15 protein-coding genes and 2 pseudogenes are annotated in these 17,994 nt (G+C 64.5%); 11 read left to right on the top strand and 6 right to left on the bottom strand.

Annotated features, from left to right (window positions below):
• Positions 1-21: 21 nt before the first annotated feature.
• Complete coding sequence (locus AB4Y44_RS02250) at positions 22-1,200, bottom strand: fumarylacetoacetate hydrolase family protein (protein WP_368698586.1); 1,179 nt, start codon at positions 1,198-1,200, stop codon at positions 22-24.
• A gap of 25 nt (positions 1,201-1,225) precedes the next feature.
• A complete protein-coding gene (locus AB4Y44_RS02245) occupies positions 1,226-3,010 on the bottom strand; it encodes an IlvD/Edd family dehydratase (RefSeq protein ID WP_342923620.1) in 1,785 nt (594 codons plus the stop codon).
• A gap of 324 nt (positions 3,011-3,334) precedes the next feature.
• On the opposite strand from AB4Y44_RS02245, the gene AB4Y44_RS02240 reads away from it, so the two are divergent.
• The 3 genes from AB4Y44_RS02240 to AB4Y44_RS02230 all read left to right on the top strand — a co-directional run bounded on the left by AB4Y44_RS02240 (position 3,335) and on the right by AB4Y44_RS02230 (position 8,533).
• Positions 3,335-4,687, top strand: coding sequence for an MFS transporter (locus AB4Y44_RS02240; RefSeq protein WP_368698585.1), 1,353 nt, complete (start codon positions 3,335-3,337; stop codon positions 4,685-4,687).
• 307 nt (positions 4,688-4,994) lie between these two features.
• Positions 4,995-5,777 (top strand): transporter substrate-binding domain-containing protein, encoded by a 783-nt coding sequence (locus AB4Y44_RS02235; RefSeq protein WP_321921838.1) that lies wholly within the window; start codon positions 4,995-4,997, stop codon positions 5,775-5,777.
• An 8-nt stretch (positions 5,778-5,785) separates the two neighbouring features.
• Positions 5,786-8,533: an EAL domain-containing protein gene (locus AB4Y44_RS02230; protein ID WP_368698584.1), complete on the top strand. Its 2,748-nt coding sequence runs from the start codon at positions 5,786-5,788 to the stop codon at positions 8,531-8,533.
• Positions 8,534-8,555: 22 nt separating this feature from the next.
• Here AB4Y44_RS02230 and AB4Y44_RS02225 read toward each other — a convergent pair whose 3' ends face one another.
• Both AB4Y44_RS02225 and AB4Y44_RS02220 read right to left on the bottom strand, forming a co-directional pair.
• Positions 8,556-9,461, bottom strand: coding sequence for an SDR family oxidoreductase (locus AB4Y44_RS02225; RefSeq protein ID WP_368698583.1), 906 nt, complete (start codon positions 9,459-9,461; stop codon positions 8,556-8,558).
• Between the two features lie 41 nt (positions 9,462-9,502).
• Positions 9,503-10,255 carry an SDR family oxidoreductase gene (locus AB4Y44_RS02220; RefSeq protein ID WP_368698582.1) on the bottom strand — a complete coding sequence of 251 codons (753 nt, stop codon included), beginning with the start codon at positions 10,253-10,255 and terminating at the stop codon, positions 9,503-9,505.
• A 117-nt stretch (positions 10,256-10,372) separates the two neighbouring features.
• On the opposite strand from AB4Y44_RS02220, the gene AB4Y44_RS02215 reads away from it, so the two are divergent.
• Together AB4Y44_RS02215 and dkgB are read left to right on the top strand one after the other, a co-directional pair.
• Positions 10,373-11,287 carry a LysR family transcriptional regulator gene (locus AB4Y44_RS02215; RefSeq protein ID WP_342923586.1) on the top strand — a complete coding sequence of 305 codons (915 nt, stop codon included), beginning with the start codon at positions 10,373-10,375 and terminating at the stop codon, positions 11,285-11,287.
• A 39-nt stretch (positions 11,288-11,326) separates the two neighbouring features.
• A pseudogene (gene dkgB / locus AB4Y44_RS02210) lies at positions 11,327-11,436 on the top strand (2,5-didehydrogluconate reductase DkgB); the annotation flags it as partial.
• Between the two features lie 14 nt (positions 11,437-11,450).
• Here dkgB and AB4Y44_RS02205 read toward each other — a convergent pair.
• Positions 11,451-12,590 (bottom strand): iron-containing alcohol dehydrogenase, encoded by a 1,140-nt coding sequence (locus tag AB4Y44_RS02205; RefSeq protein WP_342923587.1) that lies wholly within the window; start codon positions 12,588-12,590, stop codon positions 11,451-11,453.
• A gap of 175 nt (positions 12,591-12,765) precedes the next feature.
• On the opposite strand from AB4Y44_RS02205, the gene AB4Y44_RS02200 reads away from it, so the two are divergent.
• The 6 genes and pseudogenes from AB4Y44_RS02200 (at position 12,766) to AB4Y44_RS02175 (ending at position 17,501) form a co-directional block, all read left to right on the top strand.
• Complete coding sequence (locus AB4Y44_RS02200) at positions 12,766-13,701, top strand: LysR family transcriptional regulator (RefSeq protein WP_368698581.1); 936 nt, start codon at positions 12,766-12,768, stop codon at positions 13,699-13,701.
• A gap of 116 nt (positions 13,702-13,817) precedes the next feature.
• Complete coding sequence (locus tag AB4Y44_RS02195) at positions 13,818-14,339, top strand: 2,4'-dihydroxyacetophenone dioxygenase family protein (RefSeq protein ID WP_368698580.1); 522 nt, start codon at positions 13,818-13,820, stop codon at positions 14,337-14,339.
• A 5-nt stretch (positions 14,340-14,344) separates the two neighbouring features.
• Positions 14,345-14,476: pseudogene (locus AB4Y44_RS02190) on the top strand (SDR family NAD(P)-dependent oxidoreductase); the annotation flags it as partial.
• A gap of 97 nt (positions 14,477-14,573) precedes the next feature.
• Positions 14,574-15,875 (top strand): MFS transporter, encoded by a 1,302-nt coding sequence (locus tag AB4Y44_RS02185; protein ID WP_342923590.1) that lies wholly within the window; start codon positions 14,574-14,576, stop codon positions 15,873-15,875.
• A gap of 27 nt (positions 15,876-15,902) precedes the next feature.
• Positions 15,903-16,631 (top strand): SDR family NAD(P)-dependent oxidoreductase, encoded by a 729-nt coding sequence (locus AB4Y44_RS02180; protein WP_368698579.1) that lies wholly within the window; start codon positions 15,903-15,905, stop codon positions 16,629-16,631.
• A gap of 54 nt (positions 16,632-16,685) precedes the next feature.
• Entirely contained in the window at positions 16,686-17,501 is an 816-nt protein-coding gene (locus tag AB4Y44_RS02175; protein ID WP_342923592.1) for an IclR family transcriptional regulator, read from the top strand.
• Positions 17,502-17,530: 29 nt separating this feature from the next.
• Here AB4Y44_RS02175 and AB4Y44_RS02170 read toward each other — a convergent pair whose 3' ends face one another.
• Positions 17,531-17,965 (bottom strand): phosphate-starvation-inducible protein PsiE, encoded by a 435-nt coding sequence (locus tag AB4Y44_RS02170; RefSeq protein ID WP_069262357.1) that lies wholly within the window; start codon positions 17,963-17,965, stop codon positions 17,531-17,533.
• Positions 17,966-17,994 lie beyond the last annotated feature (29 nt).

Raw genomic sequence — 17,994 nt, 5'->3', positions numbered from 1 at the left:
CGCGTTTCCCGATTCAGTGGCTCACAGCAATCCGCGCGCAGCCAGATTGCGATAGAGCGCGCGCACGCCGAAGGTCCACGGCGCGAGTGCCGTGCTCAGTTGCACGGTGTTGATCAGCGCGCCGAGTTCCGGCGCGGAAATGGTGACCTTGTCGCCCAGGTGATGCGTAAAGCCGCCGCCTTGCGTGTCGCGATCCTTGATCGGCGAGAACATGGTGCCGAGAAACAGCATGAAGCCGTCGGGATACTGATGATGCGGGCCCCACGTCTGCGCCACGAGGTCCGCCGGGTCACGGCTGATTTCGCTCATGTGGCTGATGCCTTCCAGGACGAAGTCATCGTCCGTGCCCTCCACGCGCAGCGCGACGCTCGTCTTGCGCACCGTGTCGAGGCTGAACGATTCGTCGAACAGACGCACGAACGGGCCGATCGCGCACGAGGCGTTGTTGTCCTTGCACTTGCCGAGCAGCAGCGCCGAGCGGCCTTCGATGTCGCGCAGATTGACGTCGTTGCCGAGCGTCGCGCCGACGATCTCGCCGCGGCTGTTCACGGCCAGGACGATCTCCGGCTCGGGGTTGTTCCAGACCGAAGCGGCCAGCAAGCCGACAGCCGCGCCGAAACCCACCGCCGACATGGGCTGCGACTTGGAAAACACTTCCGCGTCGGGCCCAATGCCCACTTCCATGTACTGGGACCATGCGCCGCGCCGCTCGAGTTCCGCCTTGAGCTTCATCGCGTCTTCCGAGCCCGGCTTGATCTTCGAGAGATCGGTGCCGATCGTGGCCGCGATGGTTTCGCGCACTTCCTGCGCCTTGGCGGGATCGCCGCCCGCCTGCTCCTCGATCACGCGCTCGATCAGGCTTACCGCGAACGTCACGCCGCAGGCCTTGATGGCCTGCACGTCATTGGGCGCGAGCAGACGCAGCGCGGGCTCCGCACTGCCGGGCAGATTCGCTTCGATCAGTTTTTCCACCGGGCCGAGCGATTCGCCGCTCACCGTGCGTGCAAATTGCGCGAGGTCCTCGCGGTCGAACAGATCCGCAGTGGTCGGCGCGCTGGCCGTGATATCGATGACTTCGCCGTTGCGCACGAGCACGACAGCAGGGCCTTCGTGTTCGCCTGCCTTGCGCCACACGCGGCCAACGAGCAGCGCCTGCCCGACATCGCCGGGAAGCCAGTTTGAGGGGGTGTTCGAGGTCATGGTGCGTCCAGTTGGATGTCCGTGGTTAATGCGAATGGCGCGGGTTGCCGCGCTCGGCGATGACTTTCAGATAGAGCGTGGCCGGTTCGAGGCACCCGCCCGTGGACAGCTGCCCCACCGTCTTGCGGTACAGCTCCTGCCAGGGCGTCTGTGCCGGCGGAACGTCGAAATGCGCCGTTTCGCGGCGCCGCGCCAGCTCGGCTTCGTCGACCAGGACGTTCACGCTGCGCGCATTCAGGTCCACGCGAATGCGGTCGCCCGTTTGCAGCAGCGCGAGGCCGCCGCCCACCGCCGCCTCGGGCGACATGTTCAGGATCGACGGGCTCGCCGAGGTACCGCTCTGGCGGCCGTCGCCCAGCGTGGGCAGCGACGTGATGCCCTGGCGCACCAGTTCCGCAGGCGGCGCCATGTTCACCACCTCGGCGCTGCCCGGATAGCCCACCGTGCCCGTGCCGCGAATCACGAGAATGCAGTGCTGGTCGATTTCGAGCGACGGGTCGTTGATGCGCGCGTGGTAGTCCTCGGGACCGTCGAACACGATCGCGCGCGCCTCGAAGGTATTTTCCGCGCCCGGCTCGCTCAGATAGGTTTGCCGGAACGCGTCGCCGACCACCGACATCTTCATGATCGCGCTGTCGAAGAAGTTGCCCGAGAGCACCATGAAGCCCGCGCCGTGCTTGAGCGGATCATCGGTGGTCCTGATGACTTCGCGATCGGGCTCGGGCGTGCTGTCGGCAATGGCGCCGATGGTGCGGCCCGACACCGTGAGGCATTCGCGATGCACGAGGCCCGCGCGATCGAGTTCGCGCAGCACGCCGGGCACGCCGCCCGCGCGGTGGAAGCTCTCGCCCAGATATTCGCCTGCCGGCATGCAGTTCACGATGAGCGGTACCTGTTCGCCAACGCGTTGCCAGTCTTCGAGGCTCAGCTCGATGCCCATGTGCCGCGCGATCGCAATGAGGTGCGGCGGGCAGTTGGTGGACGCACCCAGCGCGGAGGCCACGACGATGGCATTCTCGAATGCCTCTTTCGTCATGATGCGCGAAGGCCGCATGTCGTAGCGCACGAGGTCGACAATGCGCTTGCCCGTTGCGTAGGCCATCTGGCCGCGCTCGCGGTAAGCGGCCGGAATGCTGGCGCAGCCGGGCAGCGACATGCCGAGCGCTTCGGCGAGGCTGTTCATCGACAGTGCCGTGCCCATCGTGTTGCAGTGGCCGATGGAGGGCGACGAGGCCGTCGTGAGCTCCATGAAGCCTTCGTAGTCGATCTCGCCGGCCGCCAGCAGATTGCGCGCATGCCAGATGACCGTGCCCGACCCGACACGCTGGCCGTTATGCCAGCCGTCGAGCATTGGGCCGCCCGACAGCACGATGGCGGGCATATCGACCGTTGCCGCGGCCATCAGGCAAGCGGGCGTGGTCTTGTCGCAGCCCGTGGTCAGCACCACGCCATCGAGCGGGAAACCGTGAAGAATTTCGACCAGACCCAGATAGGCCAGATTGCGGTCGAGCGCCGCCGTGGGCCGGCGGCTCTGCTCGGCAAGCGGATGGACCGGAAATTCCATCGGGATGCCGCCCGCGTCGCGAATGCCCGCCTTCGTGCGGGCCGCCAGCTCGATATGGTGACGGTTGCAGGGGGCGAGATCGCTCCCCGTTTGTGCAATGCCGATGATGGGGCGGCCCGATTGCAGTTCTTCTCGGGTCAGACCGTAGTTCATGAAGCGCTCGACATAGAGCGCGGTCATGTCCGCATGGGCCGGATCGTCGAACCATTCCTGGCTGCGCAGACGCCGTGCGTTGGGCTGGGTCATATCACTCACTTGCTTGTTCCTTGTCTCGACGATGTGGCGCGCAGGTCCACGCCATTTGTTATCGGTAACATTTCTGGATATTAGCACTTTGCACGCGCCCTGTGCACCAGGTGAGACCACGCGTTTTCCCGACCTCGGCGCCGGCCTCCGACTTGCCGTGGCGCCTCGTCTCATGCTAATTTAGCGCCCGCTGTGTTACCGATAACAAAACAGCGCGCTGTTCACAGCCAGCGCAGAGATCCAGCAAGCACACCACGAAGCTCGTGGAATCGCCTCCCCAGTACCGGGACCGTTCAAAGGCATATGTGAAAGGAGACACATCCCATGCCCACCCTGACCCAGATTGCGGACTCGCCGGCCGCCGTCAACGAAGCCGAAGAACTGCTGTACCGCAAGGTGCTGAAGCGCATCTTGCCGCTTCTGCTTCTGTGCTATGTCGTCGCCTACCTCGACCGCGTGAACGTCGGCTTCGCCAAACTGCAGATGCTCGATTCGCTCGGCCTGAGCGACAGTATCTATGCAGTGGGCGCAAGCATTTTTTTCTGGGGATACTTCCTCTTCGAGATGCCGAGCAACCTGCTCCTGCATCGCTATGGCGCGCGTTTCTGGATCGCGCGCATCATGGTGACGTGGGGCATCGTGTCTTCGTCGCTCGCCTTTATCGCGCCGCTTGCGAGTTTCTTCCACGTGCAGACCTCGACGATGTTCTACATCCTGCGGTTTCTGCTCGGCGTCTGTGAAGCGGGCTTTTTCCCCGGCATCATTCTTTACCTGAACTACTGGTTTCCGGCGCGTCGCCAGAGCGTCGCGATGTCGGGGTTCCTGATCGCCATTCCCGTGAGCCTCACGCTCGGCGGGATTATCTCGGGGTGGCTCATGGAGAACACGCATGGCCTGTTGGGGCTGGGCGGCTGGCAATGGATGCTGTTGCTCGAAGGCATTCCCTCGATTCTCGTCGCCTTCGTGGTGCTGCTGCGCATGGGCGACGGCATTCAGTCGGCGAAATGGCTGAGCGCCGCCGAAAAAGCCGTGCTGCAAAAGAATCTCGAACAGGAAAGCGCGAAGAAAACGCATAGCGCCGTGGCGGCGCTGAAAAGCCCGCGCGTCTGGCTGCTGACGTTCATCCTGCTGACCTTCAATACCGGCTTCTATGGCCTGGCATTCTGGCTGCCTTCCATCATCAAGGCTTCCGGTGTGAAGAGCACGTTCAACATCGGCTTGCTGACCGCCATTCCCTATCTCAGCGCCGTCGTCGCCATGATCTGGAATGCGTCACACTCGCGCAAGACGGGCGAGCGCCGGCTCCATGCGGCCATTCCGGCCTGTATCGGCGGCATCGGCCTGATTCTGAGCGCACTCTTCGCGCACAACGTGCCGCTCTCGATCGTATTCCTGACTATCGCCACCTGCGCGATCCTCGGACTCATGCCGATTTACTGGACGTTCCCGGGTCAGATTCTCTCCGGCACGGCCGCGGCGGCCGGTATTGCGCTCATCAACTCGGTCGGCAACCTGTCCGGCTTCACGGGCTCCATGATCACGAGCGTGGCGAAGGACCTGACCGGCGACATCAACAACGGCACCTATGCGCTGGGCGCCTGTCTGCTCGTGAGCTGCGTTCTGATTCTGTCGATTCCGAAAAGCATGCTGAAACGCGACGCGGTGGAAGAGAACTGAACGCTATGCGGATCGGCTAAATCGTCCGTTGCGAGGGCCACCTTCTGCCACCTTCGGGCTGAGCCTTCCTTACACGATCCCGTTTTGAAAATTGCGTCGGCCTTGCGCCGGCGCTTTTTTTTGGCCTCCGCGGCCCGGTCCACACGGGCAATCGTCCCGCCTGAACACCCCAGCGCCCGCACAAAAAGCGTGCAAAAAAAAACAATTGGAATTGTCTCAAGAATTGCAGCACGCTGCCGATAAGTCGTAAACACTGTTTTCCGCCCGGCGCACCGCCATCGGGCCATCGACAAGCAACGGAGACGCTGTGATTCGAAACTGCCTTGGAGGCCTGCTGCTCGCGCTCGGTTGCATCGGCACCGCGGTTGCCGCGGGCCCCGACTGCTCGCGCTCATTTACGCTCGCCCTACACGATCATGGGCTACTGTACTCCGTCGACACGGATACGGGCATCGACAAGGACTTCGCCGACGCCCTGGCGCGGCGCAGCGGCTGCCAGATCCGCGTGAGCCTGATGTCGCGCGCGCGCATCTGGAAACTGATCGAATCGGGCGCGCTCGATTTCAGTCTTTCGGGCATCGCGAACGAAGAGCGCAATCAATACGCGGATTTTGCCTGGTACTTCAGCAACAAGTACTATCTGCTGGTTCGCAAGGATTCGGGCATCCATCAACTGGCCGATTTCGAGCACAACGACAAGTTTCAGCTCGGCGTGATTCGCAGTTTCCGCTACAGCGAGTCGGCCAACCGGCTGGTCGATTCGCTCTCCGCCGAAAACCGCGTGAGCCAGGCCGGCGGCCTCGAGCCGCTTTACCAGGCGCTGATCCTTGGCCGCATTCAGGGAATGATCATCGAGCCATTCGATTATCCCGCCATCGATGAAGCGAAGATTCGGAGCGTGACCAATATCGTGGAGTTCGACGATCCACCCATTCCGCATGGACTCATCATGTCGAAGAAGGCGCTCTCGCCCGAGGAGCGGGACAAGTGGCGCGCCCTCGTCAACGAAATGATCGCCGACGGCACGGTGCGGCGCATCTTCACGAAGTATTTCAAGCCTGACCTCGCCGACTCGATGGTCCCCTTCTAGACGCCGCCATGACCCGGACGCGCCTCGTTCTGCTCCCGCTACTGGTTCTCGCCGCCGCGCTCGGCGTGACCTGGACGCTCTGGAACCACGAGCGGGAAGCGGCTCGCCACGAACTGCTCACGCAGTTCGACTACTCGCTCGGCGACGTCGTGAGCCGCATCGAACAGCGCATGGGCACGTACGAGCTGTTGCTGCGCGGCGTGCAGAGCCTGTTTGCCGCCAGCGGCGAGGTCGATCGCGGCGCGTTCCGGGCGTACGTCAATACGCTCAATCTCGACGCCAATTTTTCCGGCATCCAGGCCATCGGCATCGTCGCGTGGGTGCCGCAAACGCAAAAGGCCGCGCATATCAGGGCCATGCAGCAGCGCGGCTTGCCGGGATACGCGATCGAGCCCGACGGTCCGCGCGAGAACTACGCCCCCATCATTCAGCGCGAGCCGTATATCGGCGCCAATCGCGCGGCGCCCGGTTTCGACGCCTGGGCCGACCCGGTGCGCCGGCGCGCCATGGAGCAGGCGCGCGACACCGGCATGGCGACCATTTCCGGCAAGGTGCGCCTCTCGGTCGATACCGATCCCGGCGCCGATCCCGGCTTCGTGATGTACATGCCGGTCTACACACACGGCTCCGCGCCGGAAAACGCCACGGAACGCCAGGCGCAGCTGGTGGGCTGGGTCTATGCGTCCTTTCGCATGCACGACGTCATCGCCAGCCTTTACGGCGAGGAACCGCCCGGCCTCTCGGTCTCCATCTACGACGGCGTGGAATCGTCGCCTGACGCATTGCTCTACAGAACGTCGGGCGCCGCCGCCCATCACCTGGCGAGCGATCTTTCGGCAACCGAATATCTCGTCGTCTGCGGACACGACTGGATGCTCAAGCTGATGGCGCGCGACGGCTTCAAGGCGCGCTTCGGCCGCGACGCGGCAACCCTCATCGCGATCACCGGCACGGGCCTGAGCCTGCTGCTCGCGCTGCTCACGCGCCTCATGATGACGGGCCGCAGCCGCGCGATACGTCTTGCCTCTTCGATGACGAAGGAACTGCGCGAAAGCGAACAAAAATTCCGCGCCATCGCGGACTGCACCGTCAACTGGGAAATCTGGTGGTCGCCGGAAGGCAAGCCGCGCTGGATCAACTCGGCGGTGGAGCAGTACATCGGCTATACCGTCGACGAGTGCATGGCCATGAGCGACTTCGCCTGCACCGTGATCTATCCGGGCGACGCGTCCTACGTCGCGCCCGAATTCCGCGGCGCGCAACTGGGCTCGCGCGGCGACAATCTGGAATTCCGCTGCGTGCGCAAGGACGGCTCGCTCATGTGGCGCTCCGCCTCGTGGGTGCCGATTACCGACTCGAAGGGCGATTTCATCGGTTTCCGCACGAGCGGGCGCGACATCACCGAGCGCAAGATCGCCGACCAGCGCATCAAGGAGCTGGCCTTCTACGACGCGCTCACGGGCCTGCCCAATCGCACGCTGCTGCTCGACAACCTCAAGGACGCCCTGACCGACAGCGCGAGGAACGGCACGAGCGGCGCCCTGCTGTTCATCGATCTGGATCACTTCAAGACGCTGAACGACACGCTGGGCCACGACAAGGGCGACCTGCTGCTGCAGGAAGTGGCGAAACGCCTGGCGGCGAGCATACCCGCGGGCGACACCGTGGCGCGCGTGGGCGGCGACGAGTTCGTCGTCGTGGTGGGCAATCTGAATCCCGTTCCCTGCGAAGCGGCCCGCCAGGCCGAGGCCCTGGGCGAGCGGATTCTCGCTGTGCTCGGGAATCCTTATCGACTCGACGAGATCGACTACCGCAGCACGGCGAGTATTGGCGCAACCGTATTCAAGGGCTTCCAGGCATCGACGGACGACCTCATGAAGCAGGCCGACCTAGCCATGTACAAGTCCAAGGAACGCGGCCGCAACGCGGTGCGCCTCTTCGACCCCGACATGCAGACGGTCGTGGTGGAGCGTGCCGCGCTCGAAGCGGCGCTGCGCGAAGCCATCGAGAACGAAGAGTTCGTGCTTCACTACCAGATGCAGATCGACAGCGGCCGGGTCACCGGCGTCGAGGCTCTGGTGCGCTGGCGTCACCCCCTGCGCGGGCTCGTGTACCCGGCCGATTTCATTCCCGTGGCCGAAGAAACCGGGCTCATCGCCGAGCTGGGCAGCTGGGTGCTGCGCGCGGCCTGCACCCAGCTGGCGCGCTGGGCCATTCAGCCCGACACCGAACACCTGACCATTGCGGTCAACGTCAGCGTGCAGCAGCTTCACCAGCCGGACTTCGTGCAAAGCGTGCTGGCCACGCTCGAACAGACCGGCGCGAGGGCGGACCGGCTCAAGCTCGAGTTGACCGAAAGCGTGCTGGTCGACAACGTGCAGGAGATCATCGAGAAAATGGAAGCGCTGAAGGCCAACGGCATCGTCTTCGCGCTCGACGATTTCGGCATCGGCTATTCGTCGCTTTCGTATTTGAGGCGCCTGCCGCTCGCTCAACTGAAGATCGACCGCTCCTTCGTGCGCGATGTCCTCGTCGATCCGAACGACGCCGTGATCGCCCGAACCATCGTGGCGCTCGCGCACAGCCTGGGCCTCGGCGTGATCGCCGAAGGGGTCGAGACCGAGGAGCAACGTGCCTTCCTCGCCTCGGCCGGTTGTTACGCGTATCAGGGCTATCTGTTCTGCCGCCCGATTCCTGTCGAGGAGTTCGAGGCGGCATTGCGTGGACTCGAGGCGTCGGAGTGCATCACGCAGTAAGCGCGCCCCGCCGCCCGTTGCATCACGCGTCGCCGTGCCCGCGCGGCGCGAGCAGGTCGGACAGGCCCACGCGATGCAGCATCTCCGCCCGCACGCGGTCCAGCACGGCAAAGCCAACGTCCGCGCCGTCCTGGGTCGGGTCCACGTGCACCCGGAACGGCCGCTTGCCGAAGGGAGCATCGACCACATCGACGATCGCCTCGGCCACGAGGCCGACGTCGGCTTGCGGCGGCACGATGGCGGCGAACGCCTTCTGGATCTGCTCGCCGAACCCGGCATAGGGGCCGGCTTCATAAGCCGCGACCACGCCCTTGTCTTCCGGGCTGCCCGCATGCGCGAAGTGATTCGTGCCCGAGGTGAAGGCGCCCGGCACGATGATCGACGTTTCGATGCCCCAGCGCGCAAGCTCGCGCGCATACTGAACGGCAATCGCATCCATGGCGGCCTTCGCCGCGAAATACGGCGCGAGGTAGGGCGGCGTGCCGCCCGCGGAACTGCTGCTCGACACCCACACCACCAGGCCCTCACGCCGCTCGCGCATGTGCGGCAGCACCGCGCGGTTCACCCGCTGCGTGCCCAGCACGTTGATGTCGTACAGGTGCGCATACTGTTCCGGGCTGAACGCTTCGGCCGGCCCGAAGGCCATGTGGCCCGCGTTGTGGACGATGACGTCGATACGCCCGCTTGCGGCGATCACGCGGGCGATGCCCGCATCCACGGACGCCTGCGACTGCACGTCGAGTTCGACGGTGCGCAGATCCACGCCGTTGTGCCGCGAGAATTCCGCCATCTGCGCGACGACCGGGGCGTTGCGCCCGGCGGTCGCACGCATCGATGCGTAGACGGTATGGCCGGCGCTGGCAAGTGCTTCGGCGGCGAGGCGGCCGAAACCGCTGGATGCGCCGGTAACGACAATGACCTTCTTCATGATGGGCTCCTTGTTCGTCATGAAAACGCTTGATCAGGACATCAAACAATGCCGCCGTTCACGCGGATCGTTTGACCGTCGATCCAGCCTGCGCCGTTGCCGACGAGGAACGAGACCACCTCGGCGATGTCGTCCGCCTGGCCGAGCCGTTCGAGCGGCGGCATCTTCGCAAGGCGCTCGATCTGCTCGGGCGTCTTGTCCTTGAGGAACAGTTCGGTTGCGGTCGGCCCGGGGGCGACCGCATTCACGGTGATATTGCGGCCGCGCAGTTCCTTGGCGAAGATGTGGGTCATCGCTTCCACGGCGGCCTTGGTGGCGGCGTACACCGAGTAGCCCGGCAGCGCGAGCGCCTGGATGCTGCTCGAAAAGTTGACGATGCGGCCGCCCTGGCGCAGCTTCTTCGCGGCAATGCGCAGCGTATTGAAGGTGCCCTTGAGGTTGATCGCGACGAGCCGGTCGAACAAGGCGTCGTCCGTATCGACCAGATTGACGAGGCCCGGCTGCATGATGCCCGCGTTGTTCACCACGATATCCACGCCGCCGAAGAGCGTAATGGCCTGGTCGAACATCGCGGCCACCTGCGCGGGCACGGCCACGTCTGCCTGAATTGCCGAGGCGCGACCGCCCGCGGCGTTGATTTCCTCCACGACCGCGTTGGCGTCCGCCGCGCGGCCGGCGTAGTTGACGACGACTGCGACGCCTTCGCTCGCGAGGCGTCGGGCGATCGATGCGCCGATACCGCGGGAAGCGCCGGTAACGATTGCGACTTTGCTGGTGTTGGCTTGCGTGCTCATGGTGACTCTCCGTTCCGGTTGGGTGGGTGATGCAACGTGATGCGATGGGTGCATCTTCCCGCCAGGCGACGCCCCACGGTAGCCGCATAGCCGGAATATCGGTTATGCTTCGCGCGTATGACCATATTCAACGACCTGAGCCTGCTGCAGGCCTTCGTTGCCATCGTGGAGAGCGGCAGCATCTCCGCGGCGGCGCGCAAGCTGAACCTGAGCCAGCCCACGCTGAGCCGCCAGCTGCGTTCGCTCGAAGATCAATGCGGCGCGGCGCTGCTGCGGCGCGACACGCACCGCATGAGCCTCACGGAAACCGGCCACCAGTTCCTGGCCGACGCACAGGCACTGCTCGCGCTCGCCGAGGAGGCCGGGCAGCGCATGCGGCGCGATCAGAGCGCGCTGAGCGGCAATATCCGGGTGTTTTCCACGATCGACTTCGGCCAGTCCGTGGTGAGCCGGATGATCAGCAGCTTTATCCAGGCCCACCCGGCTGTGCGAATGGAGCTGGCCTATTCGAACCGCCCGCTCCACATGATCGAAGAGGGCTGCGACGCGGGTATCGTCGCCGGGGCGCTCACTGACGATCGCGTCGTGGCGCGCTCGCTGGGCGAGATCCGCCGCTATCCGGTTGCCTCGCCCGCCTTCCTCAAGGATCACAAGTTCGCCAGCAAGCCGGAAAGTCTCCACGGCTTACCGTGGATCGCCCTTTCGAGCCGGCAATTCGGCGGTTCGAGGGATGTCACGCTGTATGCGGGCGCAACGACGCATACGCTGCAGATCGAGCCCGTGATGATCTCGGAAGGGGTGACGAGCATGCGCGAGGCCGCGCGCATGGGGCTGGGCCTCGCCGTGTTGCCGGAATGGCTGATCGAGGAGGATCTGATCTCGGGCCGCCTCGTGCGCGTCCTGCCGAAATGGCAGGCGAAACCGCTCGCCGCGCAAATCGTCTATCCCGTGCAAAGGCGGCTGCCGCTGCGCGTGCAGGCATTCATCGAATTCGCAAGCGAATATATGACGACGGTTTTGAAGCCGCGATAACGCCTGACTCCACGCACGCGGGCGCTTCGGGCTAAGCGCCTGCTTGCGCAAACCCTGGAACCACGGACGACGACATGGCGCCGATCGCCGCGCTCGAACGCAACGGCCGTGAGGTGAGCCCCGCCGGCCTCGCCCCGCAGTGGGACTAAAACGCCGCGCCGTGTTACATCGACGATGCGAGCATGGCGCGGTAGTCGTCTTCGGAGGCCTCGCGCGGATTGGTCTTGTGGCTGTGATCCTTGAGCGCGCCCTTGATGATCTCGGGGAACAGATCGGCGCTCATACCAAGCTGCGCGAGGCCCGTCGGCAAACCGAGGCGTTCGGTCATCGCGCGCACGGCGGGCGCCACTTCGGCGCCGCTGCCCAGCCCCATCGCCGTCGCGAGGCGGGCGAGCTTGCCTTCCTCGCGCACCGAAGGCGCTTCTTCGTTGAACCGGAGCACAGCCGGCAGGAAAATCGCGTTCAGCGTGCCATGATGCAAACGCGGGTTGATGCCGCCGAGCGAATGGCTCAGGCTGTGCACGCAACCCAGGCCCTTCTGGAACGCCAGCGCACCCTGCATCGATGCGCTCATCATGTTCAGCCGCGCCACGCGGTCGCCGCCATCACGCGTCGCGCGCTCGATATGACGCCACGCGCGCCACAAGCCGTCCAGCGCAATGCCGTCCGCGGGCGGATTGAAGGCAGGCGCGAGGAAGGTCTCCATGCAATGCGCGATGGCATCCATGCCCGTCGCCGCCGTCAAACCGGGCGGCAAGCCCAGCGTGAGTTCGGGATCGCAGATCGCCACGCGCGGCACGACGTAAGGCGAGATCACGCCGACCTTGCGGCCGTCGTCGAGAATCAGAATGGCGCCGCGCCCCACTTCGCTGCCGGTGCCTGCGGTCGTCGGCACGGCGATCACCGGGGCCGTCTTCGCCGTGATGTTGGCCGCGCCGCCTTCGATCACCGCGAAGCGTTGCAACGGGCCCTCGTGCGTTGCGCAAACGGCGACGCCTTTAGCAAGGTCGATTGCCGAACCGCCGCCAACGGCGACGATGCCGTCGCATTCGCCCGCACGGTAGGCCGCCACGGCCTCGCGCACCGCCGCTTCGTTCGGATTGGGCGGGGTGCCGTCGTAGATCGTTGCGGGCGCAATGCCTGCCAGCGCGCCCAGCACGCTATCGATGATCCCCGCCGCGCGTACGCCCTTGTCCGTGACGATCAACGGCCGGCTGATGCTCACACGCTCGCATTCGTTCTTGAGCAAACGAATGGCGCCAAAATCGAACTGGATCTGGGTGACGTAGTTGATGAGGGACATAGGATTGAGCTTCAGTTATAGTGAATTCGACCGTTGCGGCAGCAAGCTGCTGCCAGCTCCAATTTGACTACCGCAATTCGGCCGCATAATGCTATTGTTTTGGGCCAGTATAGGGAGACGCCCATTACGCGATAATTGAGAAGATCTGATACAGCTATAACTTTTCCTCAACCCGATGACCCCGTCGCTCAATTCGATCATCTCCCGCCTCCATGTGAAGCAGCTCCGGCTTTTGATCGCCCTGGGCGATCACGGCTCGCTGCTGAAGGCCGCCCAACAGGTCGCACTCACGCAGCCCGGCGCGAGCAAGGCATTGCAGGAGATCGAAACGACGTTTGGCACCGCGCTCTTCAATCGCACCAATCGCGGTCTCGAGGCCACCGAGGCCGGACACTGCGCGATCCGCTACGCGCGCCTGATCCACACCGATCTCACGCATTTGCGCGAGGAACTCGTCGGACTCTCGCGCGGGCGTGGCGGACGCGTGGCGGTGGGGGTCATCATGGGCGCGGTGCCGCTGCTGACCGATGCGATTTCCACGCTGATCGCGGAGCATCCGGAAATGTCGGTTGAAATCGTCGAAGACACGAGCGCCGCGCTGCTGAGCCAGATCGATGCGGGCAGGCTCGATCTCGCGATCTGCCGCACCACGGTCAGCCAGACGCCGCAGCACTACGAGAGCCTCAAGCTGCAGGACGAAACGCTCGCCGTGATCGCCAACGTGCAGCATCCGCTGCACCGCGCGAAGAGGCTCACGCTCAAGGACACGGAGAAGTATCGCTGGGTGGTCTACCGCGCGAACATGCCGATGCGGCTGCTGCTCGAACGCGAGTTTCGCGAGGCCGAACTGCGCTTTCCCACGCATCTGCTCGAAACGACCTCCGCGTTCGCCACGCTCGCGCTGCTGCAGGGCAATCCGTCGTTCGTCGCGCTGGTGTCCATCGACGTTGCGCAGTTCTTCGCCAGCCAGCAGATGGCCTGCATCCTGCCGCTGCGCCTCGCTTCCCGCAGCGAACCGTATGAACTGGTCACGCGCCAGGGTGCGCCGCTTTCGCCCGCGGCGCGGCTGCTCATCGAAGCGCTGTGCGACAAGCAGGGCATCGAATTCTGAGTGCGAGGCACGCGGGCCCGGGGAAACCCTGGCATTGACCTAAATCAAATCCCTCCCGCACAATAAACCATATTGTGGACTTAATGTCCATATTATGGACATAACGAGAGCAACTGATGACGGACAAGCCCTATTCCCCCATGACGCCGTATCAGCTTCCGTTCCCCAAGGAAGCGCAGCAGGAAATCGTCATTCCCCACGCCATTCCCACCGACGAGCGCGTGTGGGTGCCCCAGGCCGATAACGTATGGTTCCGCCCGCTGTGCCTGAACACGGCACAGGGCTCCTGGATGAACTTGCTGCGCGTGCGTAAATCAGGTGTTCTGAGCAGGCATCGGCATCCGCAGGCCGTTCACGGCATGGTGCTCAAGGGCCGCTGGCGCTATCTGGAGCACGACTGGGAAGCGACCGAAGGCAGCTACGTGTTCGAGCCGCCCGGCGAAACGCACACGCTTTACGTACCGGAAGACGTCGAGGAAATGATCACCTACTTCCAGGTGAACGGCGTGATGTTCTATTGCGATCCGTGGGGCAACTACACGGGCTATGAGGACGTGTTCACGAAGATCGACATGTGCCGCAAGCATTACTCGGCGGTCGGTCTCGGCGAGGATTACGTGGACCAGTTCATCCGATGACCCGCGATCTGGTGGGTACCTATCACGTCTGCCGCTTCGTGGTGCCCGCCATGCGCCGCGCGGGTTCGGGGCGCATCGTCAACGTGGCGTCGCTCGCGGGCAAGGAGGGCACGCCGAAGGCGTCCGCACGCTCAGCACCGGCGCAATATTCGATCTTTCCGGCGGCCGCGCCACGTACTGATCCACGACGCACCCGAAAACACCCACACGATAACAGCCAAAAGGAGACGACCCATGATCAAAAAATCGCAACGGCTCAAACGCACACAGACGATAGCCATCGCCTTTCTGACGATAGCGGGCATTGTGAACTATCTGGACCGCAGCACGCTTTCCATCGCCAATCACTCGGTGGCGGAGGAACTGCATCTGAACGCTTCGCAAATGGGCTTGCTGCTTTCGGCGTTCTCGCTCGCCTATGCGTTCGCGCAATTGCCGGTGGGCGCGATGCTCGACCGTTTCGGCTCGCGCGTGATGCTCGGGCTCGGCATGCTGGTGTGGTCGCTTGCGCAGGTCACGGGCGGCTTCATTCAGTCGCTCAATCACTTTCTGGCGGCGCGCGTTGTGCTGGGCATCGCCGAAGCGCCGCTCTTTCCGGCGGGCGCCAAGGTCATTCATGAATGGTTCGCCGTGCGCGAACGCGGCGCGCCAACCGGTACGTTCGTCTCCTCCTCGACCATCGCGCCGATGATCGCGCCGCCGCTGCTCACCGTGCTGATGCTCGCATTCGGCTGGCGTCCGATGTTCATCATCATGGGCGTGCTCGGAGTGCTCGTCTCGGTCGGCTGGTACATGGTCTATCGCAACCGCGATCAGGTCGTGCTCACGTCCGAAGAAACGGCATGGCTCGAAGACGGCGCGACCGAAGCACCGAAGAAGAGCGCGCTAAGCTTCGCCGAATGGGGCATGCTGCTCAAGCAGCGCAACACGTGGGGCATGATCTTCGGCTTCATGGGCGTGATCTACATGGTGTGGCTCTATCTCACCTGGCTGCCCGGCTATCTGGAGAAGGAGCGCCATATCTCCATCGCGCATACGGGCTGGCTCGTCGCCATTCCCTATGTGTTCGGCACGATCGGCATGGCCAGCAGCGGCTTTATTTCCGATTACCTGCTCAAGCGCGGCATGGCGCCCATTCGCAGCCGCAAGTGGCCGCTGTGCGTCGGGCTGCTCGGCGCGGCGGCCTTCACCGTGCCGGCCGCCTACACGCCGAGCACCGCGCTAGCCATTACGTATGTTTCCGTCGCGATGTTCTTCGTGAACATGTCGAGCGGCGCGGCCTGGGCGCTCGTGAGCGTGGCGGCCCCCCGCCATCTCGTGGCGTCGCTCGGCAGCATGCAGAACTTCGGCGGCTATTTCGGCGGCTCGTTTGCGCCGGTCATCACCGGTATCGTGGTGGACCAGACGCATTCGTTCGTGAACGCCCTGCTCATCAGCGCAGCGGTGGCGTTCGCCGCCGCGTTCGTCTATCTCTTCGTCGTCAGGGAAGTCGTGCCTGAAAACGAGCGCCGGGCGGCAGCGACCCAACCCACCTGATTCATCTGTTCATTCGCACTACGCACCATGACATTCAAGGACAACTTTCTCGCGGGCAAGGCCGCGCTCGTGACGGGCGGCCACTCCGGCATCGGCGCGGCCATCGCCAACCGGCTCGCGCAACTCGGCGCACGCACGACGGCCGCCGGCCTGCCGCCGCCCGCCGGCACGCCCGATGCGCTCGATGCCGGCGTGCAACGCGCCTCGCTCGACGTGCGTTCGAGCGAAGACGTGGCGCGGCTCGTGAACGGCTTCGAGCGGCTCGATATCGTCGTGAACTGCGCGGGCGTGATCAGCCGCGGCGACGAGCACCAGATCGAAGCGTTCGAGCGCGTGCTCGACATCAATCTCAACGGCACCATGCGTGTGTGTTCGAGCGCGCGCGAGCTGCTCAAGGCCTCTTCCGGCTGCATCGTGAACACGGCTTCGATGCTGAGCTTTTTCGGCGGCGGTCTCGTGCCGGCCTATAGCGCCAGCAAGGGCGGCGTGGCGCAGCTCACGCGCTCGCTCGCCATTGCCTATGCGAGCGACCAGATCCGCGTGAATGCGCTCGCGCCCGGCTGGATCGCGACGCCGCTCACCCAGGCGCTGCAGGACGATGGCGGCCGCTCGCAGGGCATCCTCGAGCGCACGCCGATGAAGCGTTGGGGGCAGCCCGAAGAAGTCGCCAATGTGGCCGCGTTTCTCTGCTCGCCCGCCGCTTCGTTCATGACGGGCGCGATCGTGCCCGTGGATGGCGGCTATCTGTGCGCCTGATCCGCAGGAATTGCGGGCATAATGGCGCCACACATGGTGCCCGCAAGCTTTCCGATGTCGACCACTGATTCCCCCGCCTCCTCCCAGCCCGGCGACGCCAAGGGCGTGGCCGGCACGGCCGCCTTTTCGAAGTTCATTGCCGTGCTGCAGCTCATCGCCGACGCCAGCACGCCGCCGAACATCGCGAAGCTCGTGGCCGCGAGCGGCTATCCGCGCCCGACCGTGCATCGCATCGTCGCCGCGCTGCAGGCTGAAGGGCTCGTCGCTGCAGTGGGCGGCGGCAATACGTTCGCGCTCGGGCCGCGTCTCGTGAATCTCGCGAGCCGCAGCTGGGAGCGTTCCGACCTGCGCATCGCCGCCGTCGACGCGCTCATGGAACTGCGCAACACCACCTCGGAAACGGTGCACCTCGCCGTGCCCAGCGACGGCGCGATGGTGTACATCGAAAAGCTCGAAAGTCCGCACGCCGTGCGCATGGCTTCGCGTATCGGCACGCGCGTAGCGCTCACGTCGAGTTCGGTCGGCAAGGCATGGCTCGCCACGCTCACGCCGCCCGAACGCGAGCCTATGCTTGCACAGGCGCCGCGCGTGCGTTTCACCGAACATACGATGACCGACCTCGACGCGATCCGCGACGAGATCGAACTCACGGCGCAACGCGGCTACGCGGAAGACCGCGAAGAAAACGAACAGTCGATCTGGTGTTACGGCGCGGCGATTCTCGGCGCCGATGGCCACGCAGTGGGCTGCGTGAGCGTCAGCATGCCGATGTTCCGCCGCCAGGCGGATGCGAAACAGAGCTACATCGAACCCCTCCTCGCCGCGTGCCGCACCATTGCCGCGCGGCTCGGGCCGGTTTGCGTGCGATAACTCAACGTCACTACGGCAGCAGGACTGGCCTACTTCGCCTCTTCCACGCGCCGCTCATCGGTGTTGCTGGGATATTTTGCCTGCCCGAAGCGGATGATCAGCACGCCCAGCGCGATCAGCACGATCGCGCCTGCGGAAGCCAGCAAATGCAGCTCCGTGTTCGCGCCCGCGCGCAGGATGAGGTCCCGCGCAATCGACACCATGGCGATATAGAGCGGGAAGCGCACCGGTAGCTGGCCCGCCTTGAGATACTGCCCGACCATGGCGAAGATCTCGAGGTAGAGAAACATCAGCAGCAGGTCGGTCAGCGTCACGCCGTCCGAATGCACCATATGCCAGATCAGCGCGCCCATGGCGGCCACGGTGCCAATGCCGATGATCAACAGACCGAATAGTTCGGCCAGCTCCATGGCGCGCTCGAGGCGCTCCTTGATCGCTCGCTGCAAGGCGTTCTCGTACTTCATCTTTGCGGTTTCCCCATGACACGGTAGGG

The sequence above is a fragment of the Paraburkholderia sp. BR10937 genome (assembly GCF_040965695.1).
In the GTDB taxonomy this organism is placed as follows: Bacteria; Pseudomonadota; Gammaproteobacteria; order Burkholderiales; family Burkholderiaceae; genus Paraburkholderia.
This window is presented reverse-complemented; position numbering and strand designations above follow the sequence as displayed.